We start from the raw sequence: 19,216 nt of genomic DNA, 5'->3' as shown, positions 1-19,216 counted from the left end.
CTCCTCATTTCAGGCCACTGAGTACGACGCCGCGCACGTAGTACTTCTGGAACAGCAGGAACACGACCAGCACCGGCAGCGTGCTGATCACCAGGCCGGCCATCACGATCGGCATCGTGCGATCCGGGTCGAGGAAGCTCTGCAACAACTGGATCCCGACAGGCAACGTCTGCAGGTCGGGATCGGAGGACGAGATCAGCAGCGTCCAGATGTACTCGTTCCAGGCCCCGATGAACGTGATCAGTCCGAGCGTGATCGCCACCGGCTTGGTCTGCGGGAGCACGATCAGCCGCCAGGTCTGCCATTGGTTCGCGCCGTCGATCTTGGCCGCCTCGAGCATCTCGTCCGGCAGCGAGACCATGAACTGCCGCATCAGGAAGATGCCGAACCCGCTGACCGCGAACGGCAGGATCAGCGAGATCAGACTCGTCGTCAGCCCGCCGTCACCGCCGCGGCCGAGGATGTCGTTGCCGCCGGCAAGCGGCCAGTTGAGCATGATCAGGAAGGTCGGGATCAGGAGCAGGAACGGCGGCAGCATCATTGTGGCGAGGATGAACCGGAAGATCACCGCCCGGCCCCGGAACCGAAGCTTCGCCAAGGCGTACCCGGCCATCGACGACGTCACCAACACGGACACGGTCACCGACACCGTGACAATCACGCTGTTCCGGAACAGCCGTCCGAGCTCCAACTGCGAGAAGGCGTCGCGGTAGTTGTCCAAGTTGAACGACGAGGGGAGGAGCTTGTACGGGATCACGCCGTACTCCCCCGGCCCCTTGAACGAGCTCATCACCATGTCGAGGAACGGCATCACCATCGCCACCCCGCCGAGGATCACCACCAGGTACGCGAACCACGGGAACTTGCCGCGCCGCTTCACGAGGTCTCCTCTCCGCGCCGCCGGGCGATCCACAACTGCAGCAACGTGATCGCGAGGATGATCACGAACAGCACCATCGCCATCGCGCTGGCCGTCCCCCAAGCGCCGAACTTGAACGCCCGTTGGTACATCTCGAACGCGGCCACGTTGGTCGCGTTCACCGGCCCGCCGTCACCGGTCATCACGATGATCAGCGCGAACGACTGCAACCCGCCGATGAACTGCGTGATCAGCACGAACAGCAACGCCGGCCGCAGCAACGGCAACGTGATCGACCAGAACATGTGCCACGAGTTCGCCCCGTCCACCTCGGCGGCCTCGTAGTACATCTCCGGGATCGCCTTCAGGCCGGCGGTCAGGATGAGTACGGCGCCACCGATCGAGGCCCACGCGTGTACGACGGTCACCGACGGCAGCGCGTACGACGAATCGGACAGGAAGCCGACGCTGTTCACGCCGAGCTTGTTCAGAACCGCGTTGATCAGGCCGGCGGGCTGGTACATCATCTTCCACACGTTGCCGATGGCCACCACTGTGGCGACCACCGGCAGGAAGTACAGCACCCGCCAGAACCCCTGGAACGACAGCCGATCGATGCAGTAGGCAACCAGCACCGACCCGAACGTTGCCAGGAACACCGATCCGAACGCGAACAGCAACGTGTTCACCAGGATCGGCTTGACGAACGTCCCGTCGAAGCTCAGCACGTCGCCGAAGTTCGAGAAGCCCGCCCATTTCAGCGTGCTCAGGTCGAACCCGCCCCAGTCCGAGAACGCGAGCACGATGGCGAAGATGAACGGCAGGATCAGGAACACGCAGAAGAACAGCAGCGCCGGCGACAGGAACAGGTACGCCGCGGGTCCCTCGCGATGCAGCTTGCCGACCCGCCGGGCCGGTGCCGCGACGGCACCGACCCTGCTGACCGCGGTCGTCATTGCGGCTTGACGGCCTTCGCCGCCTGTGCGAGCGCGTCGTCCGGATTCTTGCCGTCGGCAAGCACGGTCATGATCGCGTTGTGCAGCGCGGTCTTCGCCTCGTACGCACCCGGCTGGTTCGGCTCCGGCATCGCGTACGTCGCCGCCTCGTAGATCGGCGCCAGGTTCGGGTCGGGCAGCGCCTTCTTGTACTCCGCCTGGTCAGCGGTACGCGGCGGGATCAGGCCCTGGTCGGCGAGCCACTTGCCGGTCTCGGTGACCTTGCCGTCCTCGGTCTTGTGCTCGTTCATCCAGGTCAGGAACTTCCAGGCTTCGTCGGCGTGCTTGCTGCGCTGGTTCACGCCCATGAAGAACCCGTACGCCAGCGAACCCTTGCTACCCGCGGTGGGTCCCGGGATCGCGGTCACCCCGACGTCGGAGTACTTGTCCTTCATCTGGGTCTTCAGGCTGCCGATCCACCAGCCGGCCTGGATCGCCATCGCGACGCCGCCGCTGCGGAACTGCTTGGTCGGCGAGATCGAGGTGTTGGTCGCCTTCGCGGCCGCGAGGTCACCCTCGAACTTCAGCGCCGCCTTGCCCTGCTCGTTGTCGAACTGCGCCGTACCGTCCGGAGCCAGGAACTTCCCGCCGGCCGAGTCGAGCAGCGACAGGAATGGGTGCACCGACTTGTTGTCGCCGTCCTGGATCAGGCTCAGCCCCTCGACCTGAATGTTGCCCTTGGCATCGCGCTTGACCGTCTTCTTGGCCGCGTCGGCGAGCTCGGCCCAGGTGGTCGGCGGCTTGTTGATGCCGGCTGCGGCAAGGATCTTCTTGTTGTAGAACAGCACGTAGGTGTTCAGCTCGGTCGGGTAGCCCAGCAGCGTGTCGCCGGTGGTCACCGCGCCGAGCGCCGCCGGGCTGTACTCCGCCTTGATCTTGGTCGCGATGTCGTCCGGCACCTTCGCCACGACGTTGGCCTTCATCAACTGGCCGCCCCACAGGCCGTACGCGCTGACGATATCCGCGCCGCGGCCGCCGGTCTGCCGGACCGTCAGCGTGGTCAGCAGGTCGTCGAACTTGACCACCTGCGCCTTCACCTGGATCTTCGGGTTCTCCTTGTTCCACTCCGAGATCATCTTGTCCAGCCCGTCCTTCGACGGGCCGTCGCTGTAGTGGCTCAGCAGCGTCAGCTCGACCTTGCCGCCGCCGCTACCCGAGTCGCTGCCACCGCCACAGGCAGCGCCGGTGGCGAGCAGTCCCAGCACAACGGCCAGCCGCAAACCCTTGGCAATCCTCATGTCACTCCTTCGCCCCAGCCGGGAGCAACGGCGCCCGGAGGATGGTGAACGTGCGGGTGATCTCAAACCCCGTCTTCAGATACAGCTGTCCGGCGGCAGACTTCTCGCCGGTCCACAGGAACCAGGCGCTGTGGGCGCCGACGGCAACCATCCGCTCGAGCGTCAGGTGCAGCAGCACCTTCCCGAGCCCGGTGCCGCGCGACGCCGGCAGCACACCGAACGGCCCGAAGCGGTCGATCACCCCTTCGTACGTCCCGTGCATCGCCCAGCCGAGGATCGCCCGGCTCGACGGTGTTGGACCAGGACGGCGAGCCACCACGATGCGATCCAATGGCATACCGGAGACGACGCCCTCGCGGATCGCGCGCGCCCAGTCCGGGTTGAACTCCGCGCCGGCGATCGCGATCAGCGCGGTCAGCTCGTCGTCGGTTGGTATACCAAAGCTGTAGCCCTCGGCCGTCAGCGCGTCGATCCGCTTCCGAATCTCGTCGGGAATGGCATACCCGACCAGACCGCGGTCCATCGCCACCGCGTCGTACTGCCGCTCGAAGCCCAGCGCAGCCGTCAACCGAGCCGCCTCGGGATAGCGAGCCGAGTCGAGACCGGGAAGGAAGTAGTTCGGCGTGTACGACGAGAAGAACACCTCGGACCGTCCGTGGGACCGGAGCCAGTCCATCGCCGCCGTGAGCAGGTCCCGGCCGAGACCGCGACCGCGGTACTCCGGATGCACGAAGAAGAACGGGATCCAGCCCGACCCGGGCTCGAGGTCGTCGGCGTCGACCGCGATCAGCCGACGGACCGCGTACGCCGCGCCGACGATCTGATCATTGATCACGGCTACCTGGAGACCGGCCGGGTCGAAGTTGCGATCGAGCAGGAACAGGTCGCGGAAGCGCGGGTAGCTGATCGGGTCGGCCGGCGCGGCGGCCGTCCACACCGCGGCCAGCGCCGGCCCGTCGCCGACCTGGAACGAACGGATCATCAGACAGCCCCTTCGTAGAGCAGTACGCCAGGCCGCACCCACCCGGCGGGAGTGGTTGCCGCCGGCAAGAGTTCGACAGGGTCGTCGCCGGCCTCGAGTGCCTTCCGCAACGAGTCCGAGCCCCACAACTTGTCCAGCGACGGCAGCAGACCGAAGTCATCGGGGTACAGCTCGTTCAGCACCCGAAGCATCACCAGAGCCGTGCGCACCGGCTCGAACGCATCCCGATCAACGACATGCAGTTGTACGCCGGACACCGCCTGGCCCGCGTACTTGCTGAAGACCGGCTCGAACCAGGTCCGCCGGAAGATCACGCCTGGCAGCTCGCAGTCCCGCAACGCCGGCACGAGCCGGTCGTCGACGTACGGCGCCCCGATCGTCTCGAACGGTCGCGTGGTACCGCGTCCCTCGCTCAGGTTGGTGCCTTCGAACAGCCCGGTCCCGGGGTATACCAAAGCTGTCTCCGGCGTCGGCATGTTCGGCGACGGCGGCACCCATGGCATACCAGTCCCCCGCGACGAGCGCGTCCAGCCCTCGACCGGGATAACTGTTGCCTCGCCCAACTGTCGCCCGAGCTCGCCGACGGTGAGCCCGTGTCGCAGCGGGATTGGCGCCCGCCCGACGAAACTCTCGAACCCCGGCTGCAGCATCGGCCCCTCGACCCGGACACCGCCGAGCGGGTTCGGCCGATCCAGCACGACAAATGGCATACCAAGCCGCGCGGCCGCCTGCTGGCAGTCGTACATCGTCCAGACGTAGGTGTAGAACCGCGTCCCGATGTCCTGGATGTCGAAGAGCAGGACGTCGACACCGGAGAACAGATCGTCGAGCTCGCGACCCTTCCGCCGATAGGTGTCGAAGACCGGGAGTCCCGTGTCGGGATCGATGCCTTCACCTTCGCTCGCGCCAGCTTGCGCCGTACCCCGGAGGCCGTGCTCGGGACCGAACAACGCCGTCAGTGGCAGACCGGCCGCACGCAACGCGACCGACGTCGGCGTGAGATCCGGCAGCACGCCGGTGAAGTTCGTGACTAGCCCCAGGCGCCCGTCGGGCACCAACCCCGGGTCCTCGGCCAGACGCTGCGCGCCGGTCCGGACCACCATCGCCACCACCAACCCAGATCATGGATCCTGCAGGAACTGGGTTGAAAACTTACCGATACTAGCCAGCGGAGGTCAATGGATTACGGACAACCGTTTGCCAACGTCAACCAATGAACGGTGTGAGCGCCGCCAGGAAGTCGTCGAGCCGCTCGGCGTGTACCCAATGGCCGGCCTCCGGAACCTCGGCGTACTGGACCTGCGGGAAGTACGCCGCGATGGTGGTGCGATGATCCTGCTGGACGTAATCGGACTTGCCGCCGTAGATGAACAGCGTCGGCCCGTCGTACACCAGACCCTCAGCCTCGGCAGGCCAGCCGGAGATCGCCGGCAGCGCGGCCTCGATTACCGGAAGGTTGGGCCGCCACCGCGCGCCCGCCTCGTCGAGGATCAGATTCTGCAGGAGGAACGCGCGGGTCCCCGGCGTCGGCACCGCCTCGACCAGTTGGGCATCGACGTCCGCGCGACGCTGCACCGCGGACAGGTCAGCGGCCCGCATCGCCTGCGCATATTCGACGAAGGCCGGCGGGTACGCGACCGGCGCCGCGTCCACCACCACGAGCCGCTCGACGACCGAAGGGTGCTGCAGCGCGGTGAGCATCGCGGTCTTGCCACCCATCGAATGCCCGACCAGCGCGACCGGCCCGACCCCGAGCGAGTCGATCGTCTCGCGGACGTCCTCGGCCATCTCGGGGTAGCTCATCGTCTCGACGTGCGGTGAGGTCCCGTGGTTGCGCAGGTCGAACGCGAACACCCGGTGCCGGTCGGCGAGCCGACGGGCGGCGGTCATCCAGTTCCGCCCCGAGCCGAACAGCCCGTGCATCACCACAACCGGCGTACCGGATTCGCCGTACGACGTGACAGGCAGTTTCATCCGAGACCTTTCAGAACGAGACCACTCAGAACGAGACCCTCAGGACGAGACCCTCAGGAGTGCCGCTGCCAGCACGCGGTGTGCCAGTGACGCCGCTCGTCGAGGGACTGGGCACCGCCGATCGCGCCGAGCAGGCTGGGGTTCTCCGGCCAGACCACGACGTGTGGCGTGACGGGCGGGATCAGCTGGTCGCAGCCCGGGCAGCGGTACGACTTCGCCGACGCGGACCCGGACACCCGGCGGACGTTCCAGTCGCCGTCGGACTTCGGCTCGCGGCTCTGGGTACCGCCGAGCAGCGGCCGGTCGCTGACCGGCCGCTGCCACTTGGAAGGCCTTCTGCGCGACATAGCTCTTCAAGGCTAGCGGTATGAGCCAGGTCACTCGGTCAGTTAGCGGCGCGAAGCTCCTGGCCGACCTCGTGCATGTGGCGCAACCCCAGCCGATACGACTCGAGCAGAGTCGTTGACACATAGGGCATTCCGACCCGTTCGCAGTACTCGCGCACCATCGGCTGGGCGAAGCGGAGGTTGGCCCGCGGCATGCTCGGGAAGAGGTGGTGCTCGATCTGGTAGTTGAGCCCGCCCATCATCCAGTCGGTGACCAGACCGCCGTTGACGTTGCGCGAGGTCAGCACCTGCTTCTCCAGGTGACCCCAGTTGGTGTCGTCATCGGGCATCTCCATGCCCTTGTGGTTCGGCGCGAACACGCTGCCGAGGTGCAGCCCGAAGATCATGTGGTGCACCAGCGCGAACACCACCGCCTGCCCCGGCGCCATGATCAGGAACAGCGCGGTGAAGTACAGCACCAGGTGCGCCGCCATCAGGCCGAGCTCGATCTGGTGCGTACGGCGACGAGCCCACAGGAAGCGGATGCTCGAAACCTTGAGGTTGAAGCCCTCCAGGGTGAGCAGCGGGAAGAAGATCCGCGCCTGGTTGCGGCTCAGCCAGCCCTCCAGGCCCTTGCGGCCCTCGGCCTGCTCGAGCGTCCAGACCAGCACGCCGGCACCGACGTCCGGGTCCTTGTCGGTGTGGTTCGGGTTGGCGTGGTGGCGGTTGTGCTTGTCGTTCCACCAGGCGTAGCTCATGCCGAGCACGATGTTGCCGTGCAGCATGCCGATCCAGTCGTGGAGCTTGCGCGAGCTGGCGATCTGCTGGTGACCGGCGTCATGCCCGAAGAACGCCGAGCGGGTGGTCAGAATGCCGAGCGGCAAGGCCAGCAGCAGCACCCACCACGTGGCGCCGACAGTGGCGATTGCCGCCCAAGTGAGGGCCATCAGCCCGACGTTGATCCCGATCGCCATCGCGTAGGCCGCAGTACGGCGCTCCAGCAGGCCGGCGGCCTTGACCTCCCGCAAAAGCGGGGAGAAATCGGAGCCGCGGGTGGCAATAGGTAGCACAGGTGGCTGAGCCATCAGGTCCTCGTCTCGGGTGCGGTTGGGGGCCTAGGCGTACAGCCGCGGCCAGCGTACGGCATCAAGCCTTGCCGCCCTAACGATCGAACACACGAGTGCTACTACCCGGAGTGACCGGGGGTTTGTGCCCCTCGACAGTGGGGGGTTAACTCCACTGAACCGGGTCCTACGCTGCGTCATGATGGGTGCATGACAACCGTGGCTACCACCGAGGCACCGCCGATGCGGTACCCGAAGCTTGCACAGCCGTGGATCGCGCTGTTCCTCGCGATCCTGGCCGAGCTGGGGATCGCCCTGTTCGTGCTCAGCGTGGTATCCGTGCCGCTGATCGCGGTCTGGGTCGGGATCCCGCTACTGCTTGTCGTGGTGCCGTCCGCCCGGTGGTTCGCGAACTGCCACCGGACGATCATGGCCGGCTTCCTCGGTGAGCGAATCCCGCGGCCGTACAAGAAGCCACCGATGCCCGGCATGCTGATGCGGCTGCGGACGATCCTCACCGATCCGCAGACCTGGCGGGACATCATCTGGCTGCTGGTGAACGCAGTGATCGGGTTCACCCTCTGTCTGCTGAGCGCGGTGCTGTTCCTGGCCACTCTCTTCTACCTCGTCTACCCGCTGCTCGTCGGTGTCACGCCGGAGGGCGTGTTCACCGAGCCGTTCGGCGGGCTGGTGACGGTGAACTTCTGGACCAGCTTCCTGGTCATGCCGGTTGCGCTGATCGCCTTCCTGATCTGGCAGGCCGCCGGCGAGCGGCTGCTCAAGGCGAACGCCTTCCTGGCCCGCTCGCTGCTCGGCCCGACCGAGAGCGCCAAGCTGGCGATGCGGGTCCGCGAGCTGGCCGAGTCCCGCGCCGAGACCGTCGACACCCAGGCGGCCGAGCTGCGTCGGATCGAGCGCGACCTGCACGACGGAGCCCAAGCCCGGCTGGCCGCGCTCAGCATGAACCTCGGTATGGCCGAGGAGATGGTCGCCCGCGACCCGGCCCAGGCAGCCGCCCTGCTCACCGAGGCACGCGAGTCCGCGAGTACGGCGCTGTCCGAGCTGCGGGACCTGGTCCGCGGGATCCACCCGCCGGTGCTCGCCGACCGCGGTCTGGACGGCGCGATCAAGGCTCTCGCGATGTCCTGCCCATTCAAGGTCGACGTCACCTACGACGTACCGGGCCGGCCGGCCGCGCCGGTCGAGTCGGCGGCGTACTTCGCAGTGGCCGAGTGCCTCGCGAACGCGGTCAAGTACTCGGCCGCGACCACAGCCTGGATCCAGATCACTCATGAGGACGAGAAGCTGCACATGATCGTCGGCGACGACGGCGTCGGCGGTGCCGTGGTCAGGCCCGGTGGGGGTCTGTACGGTATCGAGCGGCGACTGGCCGCCTTCGACGGTACGTTGACCGTGGTGAGCCCGAGCGCCGGGCCGACCACTGTGATCATGGAGCTACCTTGCGAGTCCTCATCGCTGAAGACCATGCCCTCCTCCGGGACGGCCTGATCCGCCTGCTGGAGGCGCACGACTTCGAGGTCGTGGAGGCGGTCGACAACGGACCCCGGCTGGTGCCCGCTCTGGTGGAGCACCGGCCGGACGTCGCCGTGGTCGACGTCCGGCTGCCACCGACGTTCACCGACGAGGGCCTGAAGGCCGCGATCGAGGCCCGCCGGCAGGTCCCCGGCCTGCCGATCCTGGTCCTCTCGCAGTACGTCGAGCAGCTGTACGCGCGGGAGCTCCTCACCGGCGGTGGCGGCGGGGTCGGGTACCTGCTCAAGGACCGGGTGTCGAACGTCGCCGAGTTCCTGGACGCGGTACGCCGGGTTGCCGCCGGCGGTACTGCGATGGACCCGGACGTGATCGGTCAGCTGCTGGCCCGCAACACCCGGGACGAACCGATCGGCCGGCTCACGCCGCGTGAGTCCGAAGTACTCGGTCTGATGGCCGAGGGTCGCTCGAACGCCGCGATCGCCAGCGCCCTCTTCGTCACCGAGAAGGCGGTCAGCAAACACACCAACAACATCTTCGCCAAGCTCGACCTGCCGCCGTCCGAGGACGACAACCGCCGCGTGATCGCGGTCCTTACCTACCTGTCGTCCCGCTGACCCGGCGGAGGAACTCCCGGGTCCGAGGCTCCTGCGGATCGTCCAGGACCTGAGCGGGCGGGCCGACCTCGAGTGGGCGACCTTGGTGGAGGAAGCAGACCCGGTCGGCGACCTCGCGGGCGAAGGCCATCTCGTGCGTGCAGACGAGCATCGTCATGCCTTCGGACTTGAGTTCGCGCAGCAGATCGAGCACCTCGCCGACGAGCTCGGGATCGAGTGCCGAGGTGACCTCGTCGAGCAGCATCAGCTGGGGTGAGTTCACCATCGCCCGCGCGATCGCGGCGCGCTGTTGCTGACCGCCGGACAGCTCGTCCGGTTTGGCCGACGCTTTGTCGCCCAGTCCGACCCGCTCCAGCATCTCCACAGCACGCGCTCGCGCAACATCCCGCGGCACCCGATGAACGCGGATCGGCGCCAGCGTGATGTTGTCCAGCACGCTCAGATGCGGGAACAGGTTGTACGACTGGAAGACGATCCCGATCCGCGACCGGATCCGGTCCGCGTCCACCCGCGGATCGGTGATGTCGACGCCGTCCAGCTCGATCACGCCGTCGTCCACGACCTCGAGCAGGTTGACGCACCGCAACAACGTGGACTTCCCCGATCCGGAAGCGCCGATGAGTACGACGCACTCCCCCGGCTCGACGTCCAGACCGAAATCGTTCAGTACGACGTTGTCGCCGTACACCTTCCGTATCCCGCGCAACGACAGCAGGCTCATACCGGCCCACCTCCCGCGCCGTACCAGCCCTGCCGGCGAGCGACGTAATCGGTCAGCCGGGTCAGCGGGATCGTCAGCGCGACGAACAGCAGCCCAGCCACGACGTACGGCGTGAAGTTGAAGTCCTCGGCCGTCTCGAGCTGAGCGGCCCGGATCGCGTCGATGACACCGAGGACCGCGATCAGGCCGGAGTCCTTCTGCAGGCTGACGAAGTCGTTCAGCAACGGCGGCAGCACGCGGCGTACGGCCTGGGGAAGTACGACGAAGCGCAGTGTCTGGCGATAGTTCAGCCCGAGCGACCGCGCGGCCGCTCGCTGGGATGGATGCACCGACTCGATGCCGGCCCGGAACACCTCGGCGACGTACGACGAATACGTCAGCACGAGCGCGGCGCCACCCCAGATCACCGCCTGGTTCGGCAGCCCGCGCAACTGCAGAGCCGGTACGCCGAAGCCGAGTAGGAAGATCACCAACAGCAACGGCAGACCACGGAACACGTCGGTGTAGGCAGCCGCGAACACGCGCAACGGAAAGAAGATCGGGCCGCGCAACGTCCGCATGATCGCCAGCGTCATACCGAAGATCACGATCAGCACGGCGCAGATCAGCATCACCCGGACGTTCAGCCAGAGGCCCTGGGCAACGACCGGGAGCGCCTGCCAGCCGCGGTGGACGTCGAAGAACGTCGACCGGACCCGCGGCCAGCCCGGCGTCGAACCGATGCCGACGGCAACCAGCGCGAGCAGCACCACCGAGCTGACCACGGCGATCAGCGTCGACCGCCGGGCCCGCCTGCGCCGGTACGCGATCCGCTCCAGTTGGAGCGGCGATGGTTGCCAGTCGGTCACGAGAGTTCGGGAGCCCCTGACTCGGTCAGGTACTGCTTCTGCAGGTTCGCCAGCGTGCCGTCCGACTTGAGCGCGTCGACCGCCTGGGTGACGCAGCCGGTCAGCTTCGAACCCTTCGCGAGCACGAACCCGAACTGCTCGGTGGTCCCGCTCGACGGCAGCTGACCGACGATCTTGCCGTTGTCGAGCTGCGCCGCGGTCATGTAGAAGGCCGTCGGCAGGTCCACCACGATGCCGTCGATCTGCTTGTTCTTCAGTGCCTGCACGGCCAGGTCGTTGGTGTCGAAGACGGCCGGGGTCTGCTTCGGCTTCACCTGATCGCGCAGGGCGGTGTAGCTCGTCGTACCGACCTGAGCTCCGAGCTTGGCGTCGGCCAGCTCCGCGACCGACTTGGCGTTCGCGATCTTGCTGCCCGCGGTGGTGATCACGGTCTGCCGCACGTCGTAGTACCCGGACGAGAAGTCGACGGCCTTACGCCGCTCCTCGGAGATCGACACCTGGTTCACGTCCAGGTCGAACGCCTTTGTGCCGGGCGCGAAGGCCGTGTTGAACTGCACCGTCAGCCACTTCACCTGTGCCTGGTCGAACCCGAGCTTCTTCGCCACCGCGTAAGTGACGGCCGACTCGTACCCCTTGCCGTTACTCGGGTTGTTGTCGCTGAACCACGGTTCGTACGCCGGTTTGTCGGTGCCGACCGTCAGCGTTCCGGTGGTCTTCACCGCCAGCTTGTCCTTGGCACAGGCATCCGCCCCGGACGGCGTCGAGGACCCTGACGGGCTGTCCTCCGGCGCACACGCCCCCAGCCCCATGGCGACCAGCGCCGCCAGACCCACCACTACACCGGTTCTCATGCGGAGAAGCCTAAGGTCTCCGGCGGTACGCGGTGGGGCTTAATCCGGTGTGTAGACGGAAGCGGGTCGCGAAGTACAGCGGATCGGCGTAGCCGACCTGGGTGGCGACCGAGGCGACGGAGCGGCTTGTCAGTTCCAGGAGCCGGGCCGCGGCGTCGAGGCGGCGGCGTTCGACGAACTGTTGGGGGCTGACGCCGAGTTGGTCGCGGAACAGGTGGGCGAAGCGCGACACCGACAGGTTCACCGCTCGCGCGAGCCGCGGTACGTCGAGGGTCGCGGTCAGGTCCTGGTCGATGAGTTCGATGGCGCGAAGCAGGCGGTCGTCGATCTGGACGGCCTTCGGGTTCTGGGTGTCGCACCAGAGCAGCGCGGCCTCCAGCGAGTTCGCGCTGAGCTGCTCGGCCTGCGGGAGGACGCTGTGCTGATGCCGTACGGCGTCTCGCAGGTGGTCGGCGATCCGATCGAAAGTAGTGCGCGCTGGGGTGAGTTGAACGATGCCGGGTGCAACTTCCGGCCAGTCGAGCAGGGGCAGCCAGTCGGGCTTCGGGTGCACGTGCGCATAGAGGAACTGCCAGCGGTCGCCGACGGTGGCGTAGTCGTGCAGAGTGCCCGGACGGACCAGGGTCACGCTGCCGGGCTCGGCCGGGACATGACCGAATCGTCCCCTGCCGTCGAGCGTCTGCACCAGCAGCCAGTCCGTCGTACCGTGCCGCCGATACGTCGCGTACTCAGGGCCTTCGTCGAACTCACCGGTGATCAGCCGGCGAACCACCGGATGCGGCGACTCAGCAGGATCTCGAAGGTTCACAGCTCAATAGACTATCGCTGGCCAACGCCCCGCCGCAGCATCCTGGACGTATGACAGTCGTGGATGTCTACGAACGGGACGGCATCGTCCAGGTCCCCCAGCTGATCGATTCCGCCGAGGTCGAGCGGATCAAGACCGTGTTCATGGAGCAGGTTGCCGTTGACCACTCGCTCGCGATCGACGACGGCGTACCCGACGACGATCCGCTGTCGCGGTTCCCGCGCTTCGTGCACCCGCACCGCCGCGACGACCTGGCGGTCGGGCAGCTCTCGATGGAGTTGATGCTGGACAGCCGGATCCTCGATGTCGTCCAGGCGCTGATCGGTCCGGCGCTGGGCGCTCAGTCGATGTTCTACTTCAAGCCGCCGGGCGCCCGCGGACAGGCGCTGCACCAGGACAACATGTCTTTGCGGACACATCCCGAGACCTGCCTGGCCGCCTGGATCGCGATCGACGACGTGGACGCGGAGAACGGCGGGCTGGCCGTCGTCCCCGGCTCACACCAGATCGAGCTGCTCTGCCCCGAACCGGCCGACCTGGCCGAGTCCTTCACCGGTGCCGAGGTGCCGATTCCGGACGGGCTGAGCAAGGTGCAGACGAAGATGCGCGCCGGCGACGCTCTGTTCTTCAACGGCAGCGTTGTGCACGGATCGCGGCCCAACACCAGCGCCGACCGCTTCCGCCGTTCGCTGATCTTCCACTACATCCCGGAGGAGAGCGTCGAGATCGCCGCCTTCTACAACCCCCTCGTCAAGCCGGACCGCCGCGAGACAGTCCTCCCCGAAGCCATCGGCGGCGGCCCCTGCGGCGACTACGCAGCCGAAACCTGAGATCAACGCTCTCGCGACTGCCCCGGCGCCGGCCGTCCGCCCGGTCGTCGAGCGTCGTCAGCCGAGTCGGGCGGCGCGATGCCACCGGGTGCGGCCACACCGGAGCCGGTCACGTGCTGGAGCGCCGCCAGCCGGGCGTCGAGTCGTGTCCCGGGCACGGGTTCGCTGCTCGCCGACTGAGCCACCGGGCGCCGGATCTGCCTGCGCATCGCTGCCCGGACCATGTCGCCGACCGGCTCCTCCAGTTGGTCACCACGCGCACGCAGCGAGCGCGCCGTCTCGACGAAGTGCTGGTGCTCCTCGGGTGTCGGCGGGCGGTCGCGCTCGGCAATGAGGGCCGCCTTGGCCCCGAGTGGTGCCTGCATGGTGCCGTCGGCGTTGCGATGGTTCTCGTACAGCACGTTGCCCGCCCGGTCCACGACGTAGATGTCGTCGGCGTATCCTCCTGCCTCGACCGCATGCGCCGCGTCCGGTATGCCCGGGTAGACCCGGTCATGCAGTTCGCGGTCCACCCATCGGCCGCTGCCGGTGGCGTCCTTCGACTGCTGGTAGCGGTTCGCGATCGCCAGCAGGCTGTCGGCCTCGTTCGTGGCGACGTAGACCATCACGGTCCGATGGCCGGCATTGTGGAAGATGTCCGCGGCCTGCTTGGCGCGATCCCCGGTCTCCAGCCACGCGCTGGTCACCACGTCGTACGGCGGGTCGGCGGACAGCAGGCTGTCCAGGCAGCGTTCGCTCAGGTCCGGCGGGAGGTTCCGCACCACGTTGCTGAGGGCATCGATACCGCCGGCCCGCATCGCGGCGTCGTAGCGCGGATGTGCCCCGGCATCGTCGTCGGCCTCGTACGACGCGGCGGTGTCAGGTCCGAGTGCGGCCTGGACGAGGTCCTGGACGGTCGACTTGGCGGCACCCGGCTGACCGCCGATCACGACCGCGATCGGCTGCACACCTGAGCGGCGGTCCGGCCGCCGTGGTGGCGTGATTTCGGTGATCCGCTGGGTGACGACTTCCTCGGACTCGGCCGGGGACAGCGTCAGCGCGGTCATCCGTCGAGGTCGGCGCGCAGGCGTACCAGCAGGTCGGGGTAGGTGTCCAGAATCTCGCGTCGCTCCGCGTCCGACAGCGTCAGCCGGCCACGGAACCGCTCCGTCTGGACGGCGCGTTGCGCCTCGAGCTCGGTACGGCGGACCGGGTCCGTCTCCTCGCTGACGAGCGAGTTGTAGCACGCCAGCACCGCGCGGATCAGGTTGCGAATGCGCTCCTGCTCCGCACGCTGCTCATGCGTCAGCGGCTCGACCAACCGCCCACCGACTGCTTCGGTGAGATGCTTCCTCGGCTCGTCCGGCATGGAGCCAGACTAGCGATCAGCTGGAGTAGTCGCGGAAGCCTCGGCCGGTTTTGCGGCCGAGGTAGCCGGCCGTGACCAGGTGCTCGAGCAGCGGGGCCGGGGCGAAGCCGGGCTCGCGGAACTCCAGGTACAAGGTCCGCTGGATCGCCAGCGACACGTCCAGGCCGACCACGTCGAGCAGTGCGAACGGGCCCATCGGCAGGCGGCAGCCGAGCTTCATCGCGGCGTCGATGTCGTCGACGCCCGCGTAGTGCGCCTCGAGCATCCGGACCGCGTCGTTCAGGTACGGGAACAGCAGCGCGTTGACGATGAAGCCGGCCCGGTCACCGCACCGCACCGGATGCTTGCCAGCGGCAACAGCCACGGCCGCCACGGTGTCGGCGACCTCAAGCGACGTGCTGACAGTGCTGACGATCTCGACCAGCTGCATCACCGGCGCCGGGTTGAAGAAGTGCAGCCCGACCACGTCGGACGGCCGCTTGGTCGCCATCGCCAGATCGATCACCGGCAGCGACGAGGTCGTGGTCGCCAGGATCGCGCCCGGCTTGCAGATCTCGTCGAACGTCTCGAACAGCGCCTGCTTGACGCTCAGCTCCTCGACCACGGCCTCGATCACCAGGTCGACGGACGCCAGGTCGTCGAGTTTCGCCGTACCCGTCACTCGGCGCAGCGCGGAGTCGCGCTCGTCCGAGGAGAGCTTGCCGCGCTGGACGCCCTTCTCCAGTGAGCGTTCCAGGGTGGCGCGGACCTGGTCCACCTTCTCCGTACCGCGGGCGACGTACAACACGTCGTACCCGGCCTTCGCGCAGACCTCGACGATGCCGACCGCCATCGTGCCCGATCCGACCACGCCGACCTGCTTGATCGGGCGGATGGCCGGCGGCTCTCCCGAGGTCGAAGGGGTGTTCTCGTCGTCGACGACGACCGGCGAGTCCGGTCCCTCGTAGGTGTAGAAGCCGCGCCCGGTCTTCCGGCCGAGCAGTCCGGCGGTGACCATCTGCTTCAGGATCGGAGCCGGCGCGTGCAGCCGGTTGCGGCCCTGCTTGTACATCGTGTCGAGGATCTCGTACGCCGTGTCGAGGCCGATCAGGTCGAGCAGCGCCAGCGGTCCCATCGGGTACCCGCAGCCGAGCCGCATCGCCGCGTCGACGTCCTCACGGGTGGCGTAGCGAGACTCGACCATGGACACTGCGTGGTTCAGGTACCCGAACAGCAGTGCGTTGGCGATGAAGCCGGCCCGGTCGGCCGCGACCACCGGGACCTTGTCGAGCCGACGGGCCAGCGCCTGTACGTCGTCCACCACGTCGGGCTCGGTGACGACGGTCTTGATCACCTCGACGAATTCCTGCACCGGCGCCGGGTTGAAGAAGTGCATGCCGACGACGCGCCGCGGGCGCTGGGTGGCGACGGAGATCTCGGTGACCGACAACGACGAGGTGTTGGTCGCCAGGATCGCGTCCTCGCCGACGATCTTGTCCAGCGCGGCGAAGATCTCGCGCTTCAGCTCGAGCCGCTCGACGACGGCCTCGATGACCAGATCGCAGTCGGCCAGCGCCTCCATCGAGGTGGCGAACGTGACCCGGTCGAACAGCGCCTGCTGGTCCTCGACCGACAGCTTGCCGCGCTTCACGGCCCGGTCGGTCGAATGCTGGATGTGGCCGCGGCCGCGCTCGGCGGCCTCGTCATCGCGCTCGACGCCGACCACCGTCAGCCCGTGCCGCGCGAACACCTCGGCGATCCCGGCGCCCATCGTGCCAAGACCCACCACACCCACAGTCGTCAGTTCCCGAGCCATGCTCTGCACTATGCCAGTCCAGGCACTGGTCCGCCCATGAGTTGCGTCACCGGCGAGGCCAAGCTCACACGGTCTCCTCAAACGCAACCGGAGCCGCCAGCCACGCCTGCAACAGACGTCCGGGATCGGGTACGCCGGCCAGCGCAGCCGCGATCGGCTTCGGCCGGATATCCCCGAACCGCTCCGGCGGCAACCACACCGACCGATAAGAACCAGCCTCCGACTCGGCAGGGCTGTCCATCTCCGGCCCGCTTCCGGTGCCGAACTCGCCTCCGACCGATTCGGCGAGGAAGTAGTGCTGCGTGTGCTGGTTGAAGTTCACGACGGCGATCAACCCGTGGATGCGGACCAGGAGTCCGAGCTCCTCGTGCGTCTCGCGGCGCGCGGCCTCGGCCACGGTCTCCCCGTCCTCGACCTGACCGCCGGGCAGAACGTAGTACGTCATCCCGTCCCGCACCCGCTCGATCGCGGCGATCCCTTCATCGGTCAGCAGTACGACGCCGGCCCGGATCATCCGCGGGTCGCCAGCACGTTGAACCACATCCCGAGCTTGCCCTCGCCGCGTTGCAAGCCTTGGACCGCCCAACCGGTGCTCGCGAGCAGTTCACGCAATGCGTCCTCCTGCCAGAGGACGAAGTACCGCGGCAGATCCAGGTGCCGATCGGACCATTCCTCGCCCTTACCTTCGCGCGTCGAGAACGCCAGTACCGGCGCCGATCGCGCAGCCTTCCGCAGAACCTGGGCCAGACCGGTCCTCTCGAAGTGCAGGAACACCGCGTCGGCGAACACCGCGTCGTACGGTCCGCCGAAGTCGTCGGTGAGCGCGTTCAACCGGTCAGCGGCGTACCCGTCGGCCCGCATCATCTCGATGAAGGCCTTCGTCGCGTCGGTACGGCGTACGACGAAGCCGCGGCGTTCCAGCTCGAGCGCATCGCGTCCGGTCCCACTGCCGATCTCCAGCACCCGCGCGCCCGGGCCGACGCGTTCGGCGAGCAGATCGATCAGCGTGTTGTTGGGCTCTGTCGGGATCGAGTCGCGGAACTTGGCAGCGGCCTGCTCGTACGCCGACAACGTCACCTCGTTGTCGCTCGGCAGCCGCGTCCACCCGTCGCCGGTGTGCTCGACGGTCGCCGGCAACTTGAATCCGAGATCGACGCCGAGCACGACGACCGTCTCGCCGCGATGCAGGTCCGCGATCGACTGCAGTTCCTCGTCCGGCCGCTGCGTGAGCTCCGGTACGACGGTCAGCCGAACGCCGAGCCGCTCCGCCAGCCGAGATCCCGCCGCGGCCTCGAACGTCCCGGCGTACACCTGAGCAACCCGATCCCCGACCGCAGCCTCCCCGACATCACCGGGCAGCAGCAGAATGCGGGCGGGACACATGAGGTTCACCCATCCACCCTCCCACTCCGGACGCCCGGTGCACTACGGTGCTTTCTCGTGCGCTTGGTGATTGCTACGTGTTCTGTGGACTACTCGGGGCGGCTGACGGCTCATCTGCCGATGGCGCCGCGGTTGCTGATGGTCAAGGCCGACGGGTCGGTGCTGATCCACGCCGACGGCGGGTCGTACAAACCGCTGAACTGGATGTCGCCGCCGTGCAAGCTGACGGAGGACGAGGGGGTCTGGAGCGTCACCAACAAGGCTGGTGAGGAGCTCCGGATCACGCTCGAGGAGGTGCATAGCGACACCTCGTACGAGCTCGGGGTCGACCCCGGCCTGATCAAGGACGGCGTCGAGGCGCACCTGCAGGAGCTGCTCGCCGAGCACGTCCAGACCTTCGGCGACGGCTGGACGCTGGTACGCCGCGAGTACCCGACCGCGATCGGCCCGGTCGACCTGCTCTGCCGCGACGCCGACGGCAAGCACGTCGCGGTCGAGATCAAGCGCCGCGGCGAGATCGACGGCGTCGAGCAGCTGACCAGGTACGTCGAACTCCTCAACCGCGACCCCCTGCTGGCCCCGGTCCGCGGCATCTTCGCCGCCCAGCTGATCAAGCCGCAGGCCCAGTTCCTCGCCACCGACCGCGGGCTGGAGTGCGTCACGGTCGACTACGACGCCCTCCGCGGGATGGAATCCGACGTACTGCGCCTCTTCTAGCTCCTGACATATCAGGGAATTTGCCCGATTTCGGGCAGATGCTTGGCGTTGACCTCGGAAAGACTGCATTGTGGACGGGTGATCAGTGAGGCGGCGGTGGAGCCTGTCGACGAGCTGGCCGATCAGGTCAGCCGGACGACCGGGCTGTCGGCGGACGTCGCGCGGCGGGTAGTCGCGGACGTGCTGGCCTATTTCACCGAGACGACCGAGGAGTACGTCCGGCGCAGGCACCGTGAGTTGCAGACCTACGGGGCCCGCAACGACGAGATCTTCGCCCGCCTCGGCACCGAGCTCCGGCAGTGGCCGGTCCGCTCACCCGAACTCTCCGCCCGCCAGCTACGACGGATCGTCTACGGCTGACCGGGTCGC

22 protein-coding genes are annotated in these 19,216 nt (G+C 67.5%); 5 read left to right on the top strand and 17 right to left on the bottom strand.

Annotation, left to right across the window (positions count from 1 at the left end):
* Window positions 1-4: 4 nt before the first annotated feature.
* From EV650_RS38340 to EV650_RS38305, 8 genes are all read right to left on the bottom strand, one after another.
* The gene (locus EV650_RS38340; protein ID WP_202875306.1) at window positions 5-880 is read right to left on the bottom strand and encodes a carbohydrate ABC transporter permease; all 876 of its coding nucleotides are present in this window, start codon (window positions 878-880) and stop codon (window positions 5-7) included.
* Window positions 877-1,815 carry a carbohydrate ABC transporter permease gene (locus EV650_RS38335; RefSeq protein WP_134124143.1) on the bottom strand — a complete coding sequence of 313 codons (939 nt, stop codon included), beginning with the start codon at window positions 1,813-1,815 and terminating at the stop codon, window positions 877-879. The genes EV650_RS38340 and EV650_RS38335 overlap by 4 nt, the downstream gene beginning before the upstream one ends.
* On the bottom strand, window positions 1,812-3,092 hold the full coding sequence (locus EV650_RS38330) for an ABC transporter substrate-binding protein (RefSeq protein ID WP_134124142.1): 1,281 nt from the start codon (window positions 3,090-3,092) through the stop codon (window positions 1,812-1,814). The genes EV650_RS38335 and EV650_RS38330 overlap by 4 nt, the downstream gene beginning before the upstream one ends.
* A gap of 1 nt (window position 3,093) precedes the next feature.
* Entirely contained in the window at window positions 3,094-4,074 is a 981-nt protein-coding gene (locus EV650_RS38325; RefSeq protein WP_134124141.1) for a GNAT family N-acetyltransferase, read from the bottom strand.
* Complete coding sequence (locus tag EV650_RS38320) at window positions 4,074-5,177, bottom strand: exo-beta-N-acetylmuramidase NamZ family protein (RefSeq protein WP_134124140.1); 1,104 nt, start codon at window positions 5,175-5,177, stop codon at window positions 4,074-4,076. The genes EV650_RS38325 and EV650_RS38320 overlap by 1 nt, the downstream gene beginning before the upstream one ends.
* A 103-nt stretch (window positions 5,178-5,280) precedes the next feature.
* Window positions 5,281-6,048: an alpha/beta fold hydrolase gene (locus EV650_RS38315; protein WP_134124139.1), complete on the bottom strand. Its 768-nt coding sequence runs from the start codon at window positions 6,046-6,048 to the stop codon at window positions 5,281-5,283.
* A gap of 53 nt (window positions 6,049-6,101) precedes the next feature.
* Entirely contained in the window at window positions 6,102-6,395 is a 294-nt protein-coding gene (locus EV650_RS38310; RefSeq protein WP_134124138.1) for an Rv1322 family protein, read from the bottom strand.
* A 38-nt stretch (window positions 6,396-6,433) separates the two neighbouring features.
* Entirely contained in the window at window positions 6,434-7,459 is a 1,026-nt protein-coding gene (locus EV650_RS38305; protein WP_134124137.1) for a fatty acid desaturase family protein, read from the bottom strand.
* A 189-nt stretch (window positions 7,460-7,648) separates the two neighbouring features.
* Here EV650_RS38305 and EV650_RS38300 point away from each other — a divergent pair, with 189 nt between their 5' ends.
* Both EV650_RS38300 and EV650_RS38295 read left to right on the top strand, forming a co-directional pair.
* Window positions 7,649-8,947, top strand: coding sequence for a sensor histidine kinase (locus EV650_RS38300; protein ID WP_134124136.1), 1,299 nt, complete (start codon window positions 7,649-7,651; stop codon window positions 8,945-8,947).
* A complete protein-coding gene (locus EV650_RS38295) occupies window positions 8,899-9,546 on the top strand; it encodes a response regulator (protein ID WP_134124135.1) in 648 nt (215 codons plus the stop codon). Before EV650_RS38300 ends, EV650_RS38295 begins: the two co-directional genes overlap by 49 nt.
* On the opposite strand, the gene EV650_RS38290 is transcribed toward EV650_RS38295, so the two are convergent.
* From EV650_RS38290 to EV650_RS38275, 4 genes are read right to left on the bottom strand one after another with little or no spacing between them, the layout of a single operon-like run.
* Complete coding sequence (locus EV650_RS38290) at window positions 9,524-10,267, bottom strand: amino acid ABC transporter ATP-binding protein (RefSeq protein WP_134124134.1); 744 nt, start codon at window positions 10,265-10,267, stop codon at window positions 9,524-9,526. The genes EV650_RS38295 and EV650_RS38290 overlap by 23 nt on opposite strands.
* Complete coding sequence (locus EV650_RS38285) at window positions 10,264-11,115, bottom strand: amino acid ABC transporter permease (protein ID WP_134124133.1); 852 nt, start codon at window positions 11,113-11,115, stop codon at window positions 10,264-10,266. The genes EV650_RS38290 and EV650_RS38285 overlap by 4 nt, the downstream gene beginning before the upstream one ends.
* Window positions 11,112-11,966 carry an ABC transporter substrate-binding protein gene (locus tag EV650_RS38280; RefSeq protein WP_134124132.1) on the bottom strand — a complete coding sequence of 285 codons (855 nt, stop codon included), beginning with the start codon at window positions 11,964-11,966 and terminating at the stop codon, window positions 11,112-11,114. Before EV650_RS38280 ends, EV650_RS38285 begins: the two co-directional genes overlap by 4 nt.
* A 10-nt stretch (window positions 11,967-11,976) precedes the next feature.
* Window positions 11,977-12,774 carry a helix-turn-helix domain-containing protein gene (locus tag EV650_RS38275; RefSeq protein WP_238174751.1) on the bottom strand — a complete coding sequence of 266 codons (798 nt, stop codon included), beginning with the start codon at window positions 12,772-12,774 and terminating at the stop codon, window positions 11,977-11,979.
* A 50-nt stretch (window positions 12,775-12,824) separates the two neighbouring features.
* On the opposite strand from EV650_RS38275, the gene EV650_RS38270 reads away from it, so the two are divergent.
* Window positions 12,825-13,604 carry a phytanoyl-CoA dioxygenase family protein gene (locus EV650_RS38270; RefSeq protein ID WP_134124131.1) on the top strand — a complete coding sequence of 260 codons (780 nt, stop codon included), beginning with the start codon at window positions 12,825-12,827 and terminating at the stop codon, window positions 13,602-13,604.
* Between the two features lie 2 nt (window positions 13,605-13,606).
* Here EV650_RS38270 and EV650_RS38265 read toward each other — a convergent pair whose 3' ends face one another.
* The 5 genes from EV650_RS38265 to EV650_RS38245 form a co-directional block, all read right to left on the bottom strand.
* Entirely contained in the window at window positions 13,607-14,650 is a 1,044-nt protein-coding gene (locus EV650_RS38265) for a zeta toxin family protein (protein ID WP_134124130.1), read from the bottom strand.
* Window positions 14,647-14,952 carry a hypothetical protein gene (locus tag EV650_RS38260; RefSeq protein WP_134124129.1) on the bottom strand — a complete coding sequence of 102 codons (306 nt, stop codon included), beginning with the start codon at window positions 14,950-14,952 and terminating at the stop codon, window positions 14,647-14,649. Before EV650_RS38260 ends, EV650_RS38265 begins: the two co-directional genes overlap by 4 nt.
* A gap of 16 nt (window positions 14,953-14,968) precedes the next feature.
* A complete protein-coding gene (locus EV650_RS38255; protein ID WP_134124128.1) occupies window positions 14,969-16,747 on the bottom strand; it encodes a 3-hydroxyacyl-CoA dehydrogenase family protein in 1,779 nt (592 codons plus the stop codon).
* Between the two features lie 64 nt (window positions 16,748-16,811).
* The gene (locus tag EV650_RS38250) at window positions 16,812-17,288 is read right to left on the bottom strand and encodes an NUDIX domain-containing protein (RefSeq protein ID WP_134124127.1); all 477 of its coding nucleotides are present in this window, start codon (window positions 17,286-17,288) and stop codon (window positions 16,812-16,814) included.
* Entirely contained in the window at window positions 17,258-18,130 is an 873-nt protein-coding gene (locus EV650_RS38245; protein ID WP_238174781.1) for a class I SAM-dependent methyltransferase, read from the bottom strand. Before EV650_RS38245 ends, EV650_RS38250 begins: the two co-directional genes overlap by 31 nt.
* A 57-nt stretch (window positions 18,131-18,187) precedes the next feature.
* Here EV650_RS38245 and nucS point away from each other — a divergent pair, with 57 nt between their 5' ends.
* On the top strand, window positions 18,188-18,847 hold the full coding sequence (gene nucS, locus EV650_RS38240; protein WP_134124125.1) for an endonuclease NucS: 660 nt from the start codon (window positions 18,188-18,190) through the stop codon (window positions 18,845-18,847).
* A 78-nt stretch (window positions 18,848-18,925) separates the two neighbouring features.
* Window positions 18,926-19,207: a hypothetical protein gene (locus EV650_RS38235; RefSeq protein WP_238174750.1), complete on the top strand. Its 282-nt coding sequence runs from the start codon at window positions 18,926-18,928 to the stop codon at window positions 19,205-19,207.
* Window positions 19,208-19,216 lie beyond the last annotated feature (9 nt).

The sequence above is a fragment of the Kribbella kalugense genome (assembly GCF_004365875.1).
Lineage (GTDB): Bacteria > Actinomycetota > Actinomycetes > Propionibacteriales > Kribbellaceae > Kribbella > Kribbella kalugense.
This window is presented reverse-complemented; position numbering and strand designations above follow the sequence as displayed.